10 protein-coding genes are annotated in these 13,723 nt (G+C 60.1%); 4 read left to right on the top strand and 6 right to left on the bottom strand.

What is annotated here, in order from left to right:
* Positions 1 to 291 precede the first annotated feature (291 nt).
* Positions 292 to 1,776 carry a 2-methylcitrate dehydratase gene (prpD, locus tag JJD66_RS24785; protein ID WP_200649267.1) on the top strand — a complete coding sequence of 495 codons (1,485 nt, stop codon included), beginning with the start codon at positions 292 to 294 and terminating at the stop codon, positions 1,774 to 1,776.
* Positions 1,777 to 1,907: 131 nt separating this feature from the next.
* Here the strand turns inward: prpD and JJD66_RS24780 are convergent, their stop codons facing one another.
* The 5 genes from JJD66_RS24780 to JJD66_RS24760 are packed head-to-tail and all read right to left on the bottom strand — an operon-like array spanning position 1,908 to position 7,430.
* Positions 1,908 to 2,636, bottom strand: a complete 729-nt coding sequence (locus JJD66_RS24780; RefSeq protein WP_200649266.1) for an alanyl-tRNA editing protein — start codon at positions 2,634 to 2,636, stop codon at positions 1,908 to 1,910.
* A 2-nt stretch (positions 2,637 to 2,638) separates the two neighbouring features.
* Positions 2,639 to 3,631 carry a serine O-acetyltransferase gene (locus JJD66_RS24775; RefSeq protein ID WP_198714508.1) on the bottom strand — a complete coding sequence of 331 codons (993 nt, stop codon included), beginning with the start codon at positions 3,629 to 3,631 and terminating at the stop codon, positions 2,639 to 2,641.
* A 37-nt stretch (positions 3,632 to 3,668) separates the two neighbouring features.
* The gene (locus tag JJD66_RS24770) at positions 3,669 to 4,583 is read right to left on the bottom strand and encodes a PLP-dependent cysteine synthase family protein (RefSeq protein WP_003193306.1); all 915 of its coding nucleotides are present in this window, start codon (positions 4,581 to 4,583) and stop codon (positions 3,669 to 3,671) included.
* Positions 4,584 to 4,599: 16 nt separating this feature from the next.
* On the bottom strand, positions 4,600 to 6,462 hold the full coding sequence (moeB, locus tag JJD66_RS24765) for a molybdopterin-synthase adenylyltransferase MoeB (RefSeq protein WP_200649265.1): 1,863 nt from the start codon (positions 6,460 to 6,462) through the stop codon (positions 4,600 to 4,602).
* Positions 6,463 to 6,485: 23 nt separating this feature from the next.
* Entirely contained in the window at positions 6,486 to 7,430 is a 945-nt protein-coding gene (locus JJD66_RS24760) for a DMT family transporter (RefSeq protein ID WP_034128416.1), read from the bottom strand.
* Between the two features lie 109 nt (positions 7,431 to 7,539).
* Between JJD66_RS24760 and JJD66_RS24755 the strand changes: the two genes are divergently transcribed.
* Entirely contained in the window at positions 7,540 to 8,964 is a 1,425-nt protein-coding gene (locus tag JJD66_RS24755) for an aminotransferase-like domain-containing protein (RefSeq protein WP_054897194.1), read from the top strand.
* A gap of 104 nt (positions 8,965 to 9,068) precedes the next feature.
* Here JJD66_RS24755 and ppsR read toward each other — a convergent pair whose 3' ends face one another.
* Positions 9,069 to 9,887: a posphoenolpyruvate synthetase regulatory kinase/phosphorylase PpsR gene (gene ppsR / locus JJD66_RS24750; protein ID WP_003193298.1), complete on the bottom strand. Its 819-nt coding sequence runs from the start codon at positions 9,885 to 9,887 to the stop codon at positions 9,069 to 9,071.
* Between the two features lie 178 nt (positions 9,888 to 10,065).
* Between ppsR and ppsA the strand changes: the two genes are divergently transcribed.
* Both ppsA and JJD66_RS24740 read left to right on the top strand, forming a co-directional pair.
* The gene (gene ppsA, locus JJD66_RS24745; protein WP_003193296.1) at positions 10,066 to 12,441 is read left to right on the top strand and encodes a phosphoenolpyruvate synthase; all 2,376 of its coding nucleotides are present in this window, start codon (positions 10,066 to 10,068) and stop codon (positions 12,439 to 12,441) included.
* A 106-nt stretch (positions 12,442 to 12,547) separates the two neighbouring features.
* The gene (locus JJD66_RS24740) at positions 12,548 to 13,537 is read left to right on the top strand and encodes an alpha/beta fold hydrolase (protein WP_105227792.1); all 990 of its coding nucleotides are present in this window, start codon (positions 12,548 to 12,550) and stop codon (positions 13,535 to 13,537) included.
* The last annotated feature ends 186 nt before the right edge of the window (positions 13,538 to 13,723 follow it).

Below are 13,723 nucleotides of genomic sequence, written 5' to 3'. Positions count from 1 at the left end.
ATTCTTTATCGGCGCTTGGGTGAAAGGAGGAGGGGCGAAATCTCCCACGGTCTGTACTGCGTCAACAGTCAGAATCGGGCTTTGTCCCTTCTCCTCCCTTCAAGTCCTAGCATACAAGCGGGCTTGCCCGCGATGACGGAGTATCAGTCGACATCTTTATCAACTGAAAAATCGCAATCGCGGGCAAGCCCGCTCCCACAAGGAATCTTTATTCCAAGGCGGGCAACCAGACCCGCCCTGATGATCAACCGTGAGCTTGAGGAATAAACCCACCTATTTAGGAGAACTGCCATGAGCGCCAACGTCGACCAGAACAACCGCCCCGACTACGACCCGGTTTTGCAGGGCATCGCCGACTACGTCCTCAACTACCGCATTGACTCCCAGGACGCCCTGGATACCGCCCGCAACTGCCTGATGGACACCCTCGGCTGTGGCCTGCTGGCCCTGCGCTTCCCCGAGTGCACCAAGCACCTGGGGCCGATGGTCGAGGGTACCGTGGTGCCGTTCGGTGCACGGGTGCCGGGCACTTCGTTTCGCCTGGACCCGGTCAAGGCCGCCTGGGATATCGGTTGCATCGTGCGCTGGCTCGACTACAACGACACCTGGCTTGCCGCCGAATGGGGCCACCCTTCAGACAATCTTGGCGGCATCCTCGCCGTGGCCGATCACCTGTCGCAAAAGCGCCTGGCCAATGGCGACGCGCCGCTGACCGTGCGTGCAGTGCTGGAAGCGATGATCATGGCTCACGAAATCCAAGGCGTGATTGCCTTGGAGAATTCCTTCAACAGGGTAGGCCTCGACCATGTGTTGCTGGTGAAAGTCGCTACCACGGCGGTCACCGCCAAGCTGATGGGCGCCAACCGCGAGCAGTTGCTATCGGCGTTGTCCCACGCTTTTGTCGATGGTCAGGCGCTACGCACCTATCGTCATGCACCGAATGCTGGCTCGCGCAAATCCTGGGCGGCGGGCGATGCGTCGAGTCGCGGCGTGCGCCTGGCAGACATCGCCCTGCGTGGCGAAATGGGCATCCCCGGCGTGTTGAGTGCGCCGCAGTGGGGCTTCTATGACGTGCTGTTCAGCCACACCAACAAGGACCTGGCACTCAAGCCCGAGGACAAGCGAGCTTTCAGCCTGCCCCAAGCCTACGGCACCTATGTGATGGAAAACGTGCTGTTCAAGATCAGCTTTCCGGCCGAGTTTCACGCGCAAACCGCCTGTGAAGCGGCAGTCGCCCTGCATCCGCAGGTCAAGCATCGTTTGCATGAAATCGACCGTATCGTGATCACTACCCATGAGTCGGCGATTCGCATTATTTCCAAGGTCGGCCCATTGGCGAATGCCGCCGATCGCGACCACTGCCTGCAATACATGACCGCCGTGCCCTTGGCGTTCGGCAATCTGGTAGCCGAGCAGTATGAAGATGATTTCCACGCGGCCCACCCGATCATCGATGAGCTGCGCGACAAGATGGTCGTCATCGAAGACCCGCGCTACAGCCGCGAATACCTGGAGGCCGACAAGCGCTCGATTGCCAACGCGGTGCAGGTGTTTTTCACGGATGGCACCTGCACCGAGCAGGTGGTGGTGGAGTACCCGATTGGCCATCGCCGCCGTCGGGCGGACGGCATTCCACTGCTGGAAGACAAGTTCAAGGCCAACCTGGCCACGCGGTTCACTGCGCAACGCAGCGCTGAGATTGTTGCCCTGTGCAAGGACCAGGCGCGGCTTGAGGCGACACCTGTGAACCGTTTCATGGACCTGTTCACGATCTGAAAAACAGCACGGTCACTGTGGGAGCTGGCTTGCCTGCGATAGCGGTGTGTCAGCCCCACATGAATTGACTGGATGTCAGCTATCGCAGGCAAGCCAGCTCGCACAGTTGACTGAAGTTTCTGCTTCAGAATCTATTCAAACCGCAGTATCACCCGGCGGTTGTGCTTGCTCTTTTTCTCGATCTTCTCGCAGAACACCCGGCCGATTTCCTCGGTATTGAGCACATGGGTACCGCCGCAGGGCTGGATATCGATGCCGGAGATTTCAATCACCCGTACCGAACCCGAGACCACCGGCGGCGCAACCGCCTGGGTACGGGTGATCTGCAGCAGGGTCGCGTACTCGGTGGCAGGCATCGACAGAGTTTTGACCGCGTGGGCTTGTTCGATAAGGGCGTTGAGGTCTTGGGTGAGGCGGTCTTTGTCCAGGGTCATTTCTGGCAGGTCGAAATCCAGGCGGCCTTTATCTGCGCTGATGCTGCAACCGGTCACGGGCGCGTCGATAAGGGAGCACAGCAAGTGCAGGCAAGTGTGCATCTTCATGTGCTGGTAGCGCCGCTCCCAATCCAGCCCGGCGTCGACCTGGACGCCAGCGGCCAACTGTTCGGGGCAGTGATCCACCTGGTGCCAGATGATCGAGCGCAACACCGGGTCGCGCACGGTGCCGGTCACTTGCACCCGGGTGCCATCGGCCAGGGTGAGGTGACCGGTATCGCCCGGTTGCCCGCCGCCGGTGGGGTAGAACAGGGTGTGCTCCAGGGCGATACCTTGTTCGCTGACGGCAATCACCCGGGCGCTGAATGCGTTCTGGTAGGGCGCGCTGTCAAACAGCGCCAGGGTTTCCATGGTATGCACGGACATGTTCAACCTCCGACGATCAATGGGGTGGCTTGCAAGAGGTGGCGCACCAGTGCGCTCAAGCCAGGGGGAGAGAGCAGGGTGATTTCAAATTCCGGCCCGCACACCTTCAGGTTCAGCGGCAGGCGTGGCAGTTGTTCGCCGGTGTCGAGGCGACGCAGGCGAAACTGCAGGTGGTGCCGCTCTTTCACCGTGGGTTCAAGCATCAGCCCTTGCAGCGGATGAAAGTCGGCGTCCAGCACGGTGACCTTGTGGCCGGCACTCACTTCGCCCACCACGTGCAAGCGCTCATCCAGGGCGAAGGCGCCGAGGTAGTTGCTGTGGTCCGATTCATCGTTTTTCTGCAGTTGGATCTGGTTGACCACCTTGACCTTGGTGCCTGCCGGCACGTCCTGGGTAATCACGCAGGAGGGGCTGATAAACACGTTATCGCCGATCGAAACATAGCCCAGCACCCGGGCGCCGGCGCCGACTTCGACGTTGTTGCCCAGGCGCGGGTGGCGTTTGCCGTCCGGGTTGTTGGCAATACCGCGCGCACCCAGGGTCACGCCGCAGAGGATGTAGCAGTCGTTGCCGATCACGCAGGTTTCACCGATGACCGTGCCGTAGCCATGGTCCAGCACAAAGCGCCGGCCAATGCGCGCTGCCGGGTGAATCTCGGCACCGGAGAGGATCTTGCCCTGGTTACTCAGCTTGAGGGCCATGCGCGTAAAATCGCCGTGGTCAGCGGACTGGAAATGCCACACCAGGTGCGCAAGGCGGTAGAACAGCACGGCCTTGAATGAGGCGTAGGATTCCAGGATCAACTCACCGCGCCCACGGGACGCGGGGTCGCGATAGGCATAGGCAATCAGGTCCTCGGCCACCGCCTGGGCGGCGGTTTGGATCAACGGCGCCAGGTGCGGCTCCAGCTGCTTCATCTGTCTGGGCGTCAGGGTGGTGATGAGGTGGGTGAGCAACTCATCGTGCAGCTGTTGCATGTCGATAAAGCCCCCCATGGAGACACCCCCGTACGTTGAATGGTTGGAAGCCCCGTTATTCGAAACTGGGCAGGTAGCTGTCGGCATTGTCGTAGACCATGGTCAACACCACCGTTTCAGGCGGCAGTTCGGGGGCGAGTTGGGCGATGGCAACCATGTTGGCGGCCGAAGACAGCCCCAGGCTGATGGCATCGGTGCGCATGATGCGTTTGATCATGTCCAGGCAATCGGCGTGCGACACCTTGAGCATGCCGTCGATCACGTCCAGGTTCAGGATGCTGGGGATCAGGCCGATCGACAGGCCCTGGATCCCGTGCGCCGCGTGCCGGTCTTTGAGCAGGTCGCACTCTTCCGGTTCTACGCCCATCACCCGCAGCGCTGGCCAGGCGGCCTTGAGGGTTTCGCCGATACCGGTGATGTGTCCCCCAGTGCCAATGCCGCTGACGAAGTAGTCCACGCGCTGTTCACCGAAGGCGCGAAGGATTTCCGGGGCGGTGGTGTCGCGGTGGGTTTGGGGGTTGGCGCCATTGCGTTGCTGGTTGAGCATCACGTAGTTGGGGTTCTCCAACTGCAGCTCCATGCACTTTTCACCGTGGGAGTTATTGCCCAGGCGACTGTCGGACAGCACTACCCTGGCGCCATACAGACGCAGCAGCTTCTGTTTTTCCGGGCTGTAGTTGTCAGGGATCACCAGCACCACTTTATAGCCCAGCACATTGCCGGCCATCACCAGGCCAATGCCGGTGTTGCCGCCACTGGGTTCGATGATGGTCTGCCCGGAATCACGGATCAGCACGCCGCGGCGCTCGGCATCCAGGATCATGCCCAGGGCGATGCGCGCCTTGTGGCTGCCGCCGGGGTTGAGGGACTCCAGCTTGGCGTAGACCTCGATGCCGAGGTCTTCGGAAAACTGGGCCAGACGCACGATCGGCGTTTGACCGATGACGTCGAGAATGGAGTTATGCAGCATCAGCACGTCCCCACTTTCAGTACAACGGCATGTCAGGTTCGACGTCGCGAACCCAATGTTTCATGCCACCCTGCAGGACTTTGGTGTTGGCAAAGCCGGCTGCCAACAGGGTGCTGGCGGCTTGCTCGGCGCGGGCGCCTGCGTAGCAGATCAGGTAGTGGGTGTTGTCGCGGCTCAGGCTGGCGAGTTGCCCATCCAGTTCTGCCAAAGGGATATGCACCACGCCCGGTAATTTGCACACTTCCAGTTCGCTGGCGTCCCGCACGTCGAGCAATACATCGGCGCTGCTGGGGTGTTCGAGCACTTGCTTGAGCACCTGGGGCTTGATGTAGCGTTCCGCGGCCAGGGAGGGCTGGCTCGGTACGGCATCGGCGCAGGTGGCCGGCGCGACGGTTTCGCTATGGCGCAGGTCCGAGCAGCAGGGGCAATCAGCGCGGCGCTTGAAGCGGATCTCGCTGAACTTCATCGCCAGTGCGTCAAAGCGCATCAAACGGCCGGACAGGGGTTCGCCAATGCCGATCAGCAATTTGATCGCCTCGGTGGCCTGGATCATACCGACCACGCCCGGCAACACGCCGATCACACCGCCCGCGCTGCAATTGGGCGCCAGCTCAGCGGGCGGGGCCTTGGGGAACAGGCAGCGGTAGCAAGGCCCACCTTTATAGTTGAGCACGCTGATCTGCCCGTCGAAACGGTAGATAGCGCCGTACACCAAAGGTTTGCCCAACTGCACACAGGCGTCGTTGACTAGGTAGCGGGTGTCGAAATTGTCGGTTCCGTCGATCACCAGGTCATAGGCGCCCACCAGTGCCAGGGCGTTGTCGCTGTTGAGCGCGGTGTTGTACGCGTTGATCTGGATATGCGGATTGAGGTCCAGCAGGCGCTGCTTGGCGGACTCGACCTTGGGCATGCCCAGTGTGCTGTTGCCATGCACAATCTGGCGTTGCAGGTTGCTGCTTTCCACCACATCAAAGTCCACCAGCCCCAGGGTGCCGATGCCGGCCGCCGCCAGGTACAGGCTGATGGGCGAGCCCAGCCCGCCGGTACCGATGACCAGCACCTTGGCTTTCTTCAGGTTCAATTGGCCTTCGCGGCCGACGCCCGGCAGGGTGATGTGGCGCACGTAGCGCTGCACTTCTTCGTTGCTCAGGGTATCGATGTCCATGCCGCCTGAGGTGGCGAGCAACACTTCGATCCGGGATTTCGGCGGCAGGGCTTCATCGGCTTCGATCAGCGCCTCCTCGGCGGTAAACAGGAAGTGTTCCTTGAGCTGGTTATTCTTTTCATGGAACAGGTGCTGACGCAATTGGGGGTGATGGGTGCAGAGATTTTCAATGACTTCGCGCAATGTCGATCCGGCGCCCTCAAGGGTCGATTCCGGCAGCTTGGCCACGCGAACCAGAATGTCGGGGAAAGAGACAGCGTTCATGGACAACTCCGTGTGCAGGTCGTTGAAAGGTTGAAGGGAGAAATGCTTGCCATCCCAGGCAAACAGCTTGGAGCCCAGGGCCTGGCCCTGGCGGACATCCACCACCAAATAGCTGACGGGGAAGATCGGCTCGCCCAGGAACAGTGCCTTGTCCTGGTCTTCGTCACTGAAATAGGCGCCGACATCCGGGTGTGAGTGGTAGATCACCACCACCGGGTTGTCACTGCGAAACGCCTTGTTCATCAGCAAGGTGTCGGCCACCGAAAAGGTGTAGCCATTGGCCGCGCTGCGTGGGTACATCTCGGGGTTCTTGCGGTGCAGCTCATTCTGGATATTGCTGCCCAGGTACACGCTGCCGTCGGCGAAGACGAAACCACAGCACTCCTCGGGGTAGCTGCGGCTGGCGTGGGCGTAGATCTGTTCCAGGGCGGTGGGGCGGAGGACGTCCATGTTTCTCTCGCGTTGGTTGAGGGTCACTTTTTCTTGGCCATGAGTTTTTCAATCGGCAACTTGGTGATCGCAAAGCCGGCCAGCAGGATCGCCGAGTACAGCATCAGGTCGCGGGAAATTTCCACGCCTTCGTACCAGGCTCCGATGATGACCGCGAACACCGGGAAGATGATGAAGACGAACGACAGGATGATCGGGCTCAGGCGCTTGAGCAGCATGAAATACACAATGAACCCACCCACCGAGGCCACTAGCCCCAGGTAGAACAGCGCGCTCCAGGAGCGCAGGGTGATGTCGTCGAACGTCGGTGTTTCAAACCACAGTCCGGCCAGGAACAGCATCAGCCCGGCAATGCCGATGGGCAGGGTGTTGTAGGTGATGACGCTGATGGCGCTGCCTTTTTGTTTGGTAATGACATAGCACAAGGCGTGCATGATCGCGGCGCTCAGAATGGCCAGTACCCCGAAGAACTCGGCGTGGTCCAGGTGCAGGCCCTGGCTCTTGATGATCATGTAAAGGCTGCCGAAACCAATGCCGATGCCGACCACCTGGGAGAAATAGATGCGCTCGCGCAGGAACAGCGCGGAGAAGATCAGGATGAACACTGGCATGCAGCTGAACAGCAGGGCCGTGAGGCCCGACGACACATGCATTTCGCCGTAATTGAGCAAATAGTAGGGAACGCTGAAGTAGGACAAGGTCACGAATACGAAGAACCAGCGGCTTTCCCGGGGAAACAGGATCGGCTCACGGCGCACCATGGCAAAACACAGGAACAGCGGAAACGCGATCAGAAAGCGCAGGCCGGCGGATGTCAGCGGCGGCACGCTCTCGACGGCAATCTTGATGCCCAGCCACGTAGTGCCCCAACTCAGGCACACGATAAGGAACATCACGCTGGTCACCAGCCCGGCGAGCCACTGTTTTTGCGTTTTTGTTTTTGCAGTGTTTTCGAGAACGGCGGACATTGGCATCGTATATTGCTTCCCTGAGCCGAAATTGAACTCTATATTGAACTTGTAATGAGTTATGTTTATCGGCGATTGAACCCGTAAAAGCACACTATTAGGGCGAAAGATGGCTGTCAAAACAAATATTGACATGGTGTCAATTATGCGTGAGGGCCTGTCCAACGGGCAGGGCGTGAAGTACAAGCGCCTGTCTGATGTGATGGAACGGGGCATCCTCGAAGGCTTGATTGAACCGGGACGAAAACTGCCGCCCCATCGGGTGCTTTCCGACAATTTAGGCGTGACCATCGGCACCATCAGCCGGGCTTACGGTGAACTGGAACGCCTGGGCCTGGTGGTTGCACGGGTAGGTGACGGCACCTTCGTGCGTAAGCGTGGGATGGAGCGCCAGCGTGATGAGGGCTTTCGTAATTTCAGCGAGGAGCCGCGCCAGTACTTCGACATGAGCCGCAACATGCACATTCCCGGGCAAGAGACGGTGTTTCTCGCCCAGAGCTTCCAAACCCTGTCGACCAACGCCAAGTTCCTCCAGGACATCAGCGCCTACACCCCGGACGCCGGCCTGCCGCGTTACCGTGAAGCGGGTGCGCAATGGCTGGTGCAGCGCGAGTTTCATCCGATTCCCGAGCAGGTCATCTGCGTCAACGGCGGCCAGCACGGCTTGCTGTGCGCCATGATGGCGTTGCTGCGTGCTGGCGATACGGTGGTCACCGAGCAGTTGACTTATCCCGGGCTGATTACCGCTGCGCGTATGCTGGGGGTGCGGCTGATCGGCCTGGAGATGGATGAGGAAGGCGTACTGCCCACGGCGCTGGATGAGGTCTGTCGCAATCACCGTATTTCGGCGTTGTACTGCACGCCGACTATCCAGAATCCGACCACCGCTGTGTTGTCGGTGGCGCGCCGCGAAGCCTTGGCCAGGGTGTGTCGCGAACATAACCTGCTGATTCTGGAGGACGAAGCCCACGGTGTGCTGGTGGAGGACCGTCCGCCGCCCCTCAGCTATTTCGCGCCTGAGCGTACGATCTTGATCAGCAGCCTGAGCAAGGCGGTATCTGCCGGTTTGCGGGTGGGCTACGTGCATGCGCCGCCGGCGCTGGTCAGCCGCATCTCGGCGGCGCTACGTTCGACCTGCTGGATGGCCACACCTGTGACCCTGGAACTGGCGACCCAGTGGATTGAAAACGGCACGGCGGAATATTTGTTGCGTCAGCAGATCAACGAGATCAGCCGTCGCAAGACGCTGGTCGAAGATTTATTGACCGGCCTGGCCTATCGCACCCACCTCAACAGCCCGCACTTCTGGATCGAAGTACCGGAGCCCTGGCGCGCCTCGGAAATCGAGGCGGAGCTCAAGCAGAACAATTACCTGATCGCCACCGCCGAGGCGTTTGCCGTGGGGCAGACGGCGGTGCCGCAGTTTATTCGGGCGAGTATCTGCAACACGTCGGGCGATGATCAGTTATTGCGCGAGGGGTTTGATGCGCTGGCGACGGCGTTGGGGCAGGGGGGCGGGCGGTTTCATCTGTAAATCCGCGTTACCTTTCATCGCAGGCAAGCCAGCTCCCACAGGGGAATGCATTCCAACTGTGGGAGCTGGCTTGCCTGCGATAGCGTCAGTTCAGGCGACAGAGATCACTTGAAGCGCCGCTCCACACCCTTCTCCACCAGAATCTTCGCCGAAATCTCTTCCACCGAAAAATGCGTGGAATTGATGTGCGCAATATTCTCCCGGCGGAACAGATTTTCTACTTCACGCACTTCAAATTCGCACTGGGCATAGCTGGAGTAGCGGCTGTTGGGCTTGCGTTCGTTGCGGATGGCGGTCAGCCGGTCCGGGTCGATGGTCAGGCCGAACAGCTTGTGTGAATGCGCGCGCAAGGCGGCGGGCAGGGTCAGGTGTTCCATGTCGTCTTCGGTCAGCGGGTAGTTGGCTGCACGAATACCGAACTGCATGGCCATGTACAGGCAGGTCGGGGTCTTGCCGCAACGCGACACGCCCACCAGGATCAGGTCGGCCTTGTCGTAGTAGTGGGTGCGGGCACCGTCGTCGTTGTCGAGGGCGAAGTTCACCGCCTCGATACGCTCCATATAGTTGGAGTTATGCCCGATGGAATGGGACTTTCCGACGGAATAGGACGAATGTTCACTCAACTCCTGTTCCAGCGGCGCCAGGAAGGTGGAGAAAATGTCGATCATGAAACCATTCGACGTTGCGAGAATCTCACGAATGTCTTGATTGACGATGGTGTCGAAAATGATCGGGCGAAAACCGTCTTTTTCAGCCGCCAGATTGATTTGTTGTACCATGGCCCGCGCTTTATCCACGCTGTCTATATAAGGCCGGGTGAATTTGGCGAAGGTAATGTTTTCGAACTGCGCGAGCAGGCTCTGGCCCAATGTTTCGGCTGTGATGCCGGTGCCGTCGGAAATAAAGAAAGCAGATCGTTTCATTTGAGCCCTGGGCCTTAAGCTGATGGCGAATCTTGGATATGATAGGCGCGATTTTGCCGTCCCGCAGTGGGCCGCATTCTCACTTATTTTCCAGGTCCAGGCCACAAGCGCTGGCGTGAGCTCCTACTGAGCAACCCGCGTCCTGAGCTTTTCCAACACAGAAAGTGGAGAGATCACCTTGGTAGAGTACGTAGTTTCCCTCGATAAGCTCGGCGTCCATGATGTAGAGCATGTGGGGGGCAAGAACGCATCCCTCGGCGAGATGATCAGTAATCTTGCAGGCGCTGGTGTCTCGGTGCCCGGTGGTTTCGCCACCACGGCCCAGGCTTACCGCGACTTCCTCGAGCTGAGCGGCCTCAACGCCCAGATCCACGCCGCGCTGGACGCCCTGGACGTCGATGACGTCAACGCCCTGGCCAAGACCGGCGCCCAGATCCGCCAGTGGATCATGGAAGCCGAGTTCCCCGAGAAGCTCAACGAAGAAATTCGCACCGCCTTCGCCACTCTGTCGGCCGGTAACCCGGACATGGCTGTTGCCGTGCGTTCCTCTGCCACCGCCGAAGACTTGCCGGACGCCTCCTTTGCCGGCCAGCAGGAAACCTTCCTCAACATTCGCGGCGTCGAAAACGTGATCCGCGCGGCAAAGGAAGTGTTTGCCTCCCTCTTCAACGACCGTGCGATTTCCTACCGCGTACACCAGGGTTTCGACCACAAGCTGGTGGCCCTGTCTGCCGGCGTGCAGCGCATGGTGCGTTCGGAAACCGGCACTGCCGGTGTGATGTTCACCCTGGATACCGAATCCGGTTTCCGTGACGTGGTGTTTATCACCGGCGCCTACGGCCTGGGCGAAACAGTCGTACAAGGCGCGGTCAATCCGGACGAATTCTACGTACACAAGGGCACCCTCGAAGCGGGCCGCCCGGCCATCCTGCGCCGTAACCTGGGCAGCAAGGCCATCAAGATGATCTACGGCGACGAGGCCAAGGCCGGTCGCTCGGTCAAAACCGTTGAAGTCGACAAGGCCGAGCGCGCGCGTTTCTGCCTGACCGACGCTGAAGTCAGTGAGTTGGCCAAGCAAGCGATGATCATCGAAAAGCACTACAAGTGCCCGATGGACATCGAGTGGGCCAAGGACGGTGACGACGGCAAGCTGTACATCGTGCAGGCTCGCCCGGAAACCGTGAAGAGCCGCACTTCGGCCAACGTCATGGAGCGCTACCTGCTCAAGGAAACCGGCACCGTGCTGGTAGAAGGCCGTGCCATTGGCCAGCGCATTGGCGCAGGCAAGGTGCGGATCATCAAGGACGTGTCCGAGATGGACAAGGTCCAGCCGGGTGACGTACTGGTTTCCGACATGACCGACCCGGATTGGGAACCGGTGATGAAGCGCGCCAGTGCCATTGTCACCAACCGTGGCGGGCGTACCTGCCACGCGGCGATCATTGCCCGTGAGCTGGGGATTCCGGCAGTCGTGGGTTGCGGCAACGCCACCCAACTGCTCAAGGATGGCCAGGGCGTGACCGTTTCCTGCGCCGAAGGCGATACCGGCTTTATCTTCGAAGGTGAGCTGGGCTTCGATATCAAGCAAAACTCCATCGACGCCATGCCCGACCTGCCGTTCAAGATCATGATGAACGTCGGCAACCCGGACCGCGCCTTTGATTTCGCGCAGTTGCCGAACGCCGGCGTGGGCCTGGCCCGCCTGGAGTTCATCATCAATCGCATGATCGGCGTGCACCCCAAGGCTCTGTTGAACTACGACGGCCTGCCGTTGGACATCAAGGAAAGCGTCGACAAGCGCATCGCTGGCTACAACGACCCGGTAGGGTTCTACGTCGAGAAACTGGTCGAAGGCATCAGCACCCTGGCTGCGGCGTTCTACCCGAAAAAGGTCATCGTGCGCCTGTCGGACTTCAAGTCCAATGAATACGCGAACCTGATCGGCGGCAAGCTCTACGAGCCGGAAGAAGAAAACCCGATGCTGGGTTTCCGCGGCGCCTCGCGTTACATCAGCGAAGCCTTCCGTGACTGCTTCGAGCTCGAATGCCGTGCGCTCAAGCGTGTGCGCAACGAGATGGGCCTGACCAACGTCGAGATCATGGTGCCGTTCGTGCGCACCCTGGGCGAAGCGAGCCAGGTCGTGGACCTGCTGGCAGAAAACGGTTTGACCCGCGGCGAGAACGGCCTGCGCGTGATCATGATGTGCGAATTGCCGTCCAACGCCATCCTGGCTGAAGAGTTCCTGGAGTTCTTCGACGGTTTCTCCATCGGCTCGAACGACCTGACCCAGTTGACCTTGGGCCTGGACCGCGATTCGGGGATCATCGCCCACCTGTTCGACGAGCGTAACCCTGCAGTCAAGAAGCTGCTGGCCAACGCCATCCAGGCTTGTAACAAAGCTGGCAAGTACATCGGTATCTGCGGCCAAGGCCCTTCGGACCACCCTGACCTGGCTAAATGGCTGATGGAGCAGGGGATCGAGAGCGTCTCGCTGAACCCCGATTCCGTGCTGGAAACCTGGTTCTTCCTGGCTGAAGGCCAAGCGTCCGCCTAAGGGCGTAAGGTCAAAAGTGCCGGTCACTCGTTGCGGGTGACCGGCATTCTTATCTGTACAGGGCGGGAATCCTTGCGGACGCCGCCCTTTTTTGTGCAAGAGCATTATGCAAAGCAGCAGCCATCTGTTTCCTGTCGCCCTGATCAGTGCTGAACGTCGCGGCGACCTGAGTGAAGACGTCTACCGGCTCAAGCCCGGTAACAGCCCGGACGGCACCGTCGAGCTGGCGGTTACCCGTTTGGGCCTGGCCGATGTCCCGGAAAACCGGGGCACGCCGATTATTTTGTTGCATGGCAGTTTTTCCAACCGGCGTTTCTGGTATTCGCCCAAAGGTATCGGCCTGGGGGCTTACCTGGCGCGTCGCGGATTTGATGTGTGGATCCCGGAAATGCGCGGCCATGGTTTGTCCAAGCGCAATCACGACTACGCCAGAAACCGTGTCGCCGATTACGCGCGCTACGATTTGCCGGCCGTGGGAGCGTTTGTGTGTGAGCAAAGCGGGCAGATTCCGCACTGGATCGGGCATTCCCTCGGTGCCACTACCCTGGCTGCGGCCTTGGGTGGGCGGCACTTGGATGCATCGGCGGTGGCCTCGGTGGCGTTGTTCGGCTGCCAGGTCAGTCGCACTCACTGGCCGTTGAAAATTCCACCGGTGGAGTGGAGTGGTCGCTTTATCCTCAAGCGCCTTGCCCATCTGTCCGGCCCACGCTTCAAGCGTGGGCCCGAGGACGAGCCGGCCGGCGTGATGATCGAAGCGATGCGTTGGAACGGCCTGTTCGGCCGGTTTGGCGATGCCGAGCATGACTGGTGGAAAGGCTTGGCGCAGGTCGATGTGCCGCTGTTGGCGGTGAGCGCAGCGGGCGACCGGCAAGACCCGGACTGGGCATGCCGCAAGCTCTTCGAGCAAGTGGGCAGCGAGCATCGCCAGTACCTGTGCCTGGGACGTCAGCAAGGTTTCAGCGAGGATTTCGGCCATGTGCAGATGCTGGTCAGTAAAGCGGCCCAGGCCCAAGTGTGGCCTTTGGTCGAGCGTTGGTTGAACGACCCGCTGACACCCTTGTTGGGTACGCAGCCCGAGGTGTCCGCAGCGGTTTGACGAAACGCTCTACCAAGGGCGTTTCACTCTTGAATGGTTGCGGCTAAGATATGACGCGCCACGCGCTTCTGGTCATATTCAGTCGCGTAACGTGTATTGCGTTGCGCTGATCGTGGTTTGATCATGGCCGCCGCCCACCCGCAGGCGCTTAAAGAATGCCTGTCGCGGGGCGTTTTCTTGATGTAC

The organism is Pseudomonas sp. MF6751 (genome assembly GCF_016613265.1).
Taxonomy (GTDB): Bacteria; Pseudomonadota; Gammaproteobacteria; order Pseudomonadales; family Pseudomonadaceae; genus Aquipseudomonas; species Aquipseudomonas fluorescens_BV.
This window is presented reverse-complemented; position numbering and strand designations above follow the sequence as displayed.

What these genes read in the sequence shown, in the direction of transcription:
- moeB (WP_200649265.1), bottom strand. Translation starts at nt 6,462, where the DNA reads ATGGACGTCCTCCGCCCCACCGCCCTGGAACAGATCTACGCCCACGCC.
- JJD66_RS24770 (WP_003193306.1), bottom strand. Translation starts at nt 4,583, where the DNA reads ATGCTGCATAACTCCATTCTCGACGTCATCGGTCAAACGCCGATCGTG.
- ppsR (WP_003193298.1), bottom strand. Translation starts at nt 9,887, where the DNA reads ATGAAACGATCTGCTTTCTTTATTTCCGACGGCACCGGCATCACAGCC.
- JJD66_RS24760 (WP_034128416.1), bottom strand. Translation starts at nt 7,430, where the DNA reads ATGTCCGCCGTTCTCGAAAACACTGCAAAAACAAAAACGCAAAAACAG.
- JJD66_RS24740 (WP_105227792.1), top strand. Translation starts at nt 12,548, where the DNA reads ATGCAAAGCAGCAGCCATCTGTTTCCTGTCGCCCTGATCAGTGCTGAA.
- JJD66_RS24775 (WP_198714508.1), bottom strand. Translation starts at nt 3,631, where the DNA reads ATGGGGGGCTTTATCGACATGCAACAGCTGCACGATGAGTTGCTCACC.
- prpD (WP_200649267.1), top strand. Translation starts at nt 292, where the DNA reads ATGAGCGCCAACGTCGACCAGAACAACCGCCCCGACTACGACCCGGTT.
- JJD66_RS24755 (WP_054897194.1), top strand. Translation starts at nt 7,540, where the DNA reads ATGGCTGTCAAAACAAATATTGACATGGTGTCAATTATGCGTGAGGGC.
- JJD66_RS24780 (WP_200649266.1), bottom strand. Translation starts at nt 2,636, where the DNA reads ATGTCCGTGCATACCATGGAAACCCTGGCGCTGTTTGACAGCGCGCCC.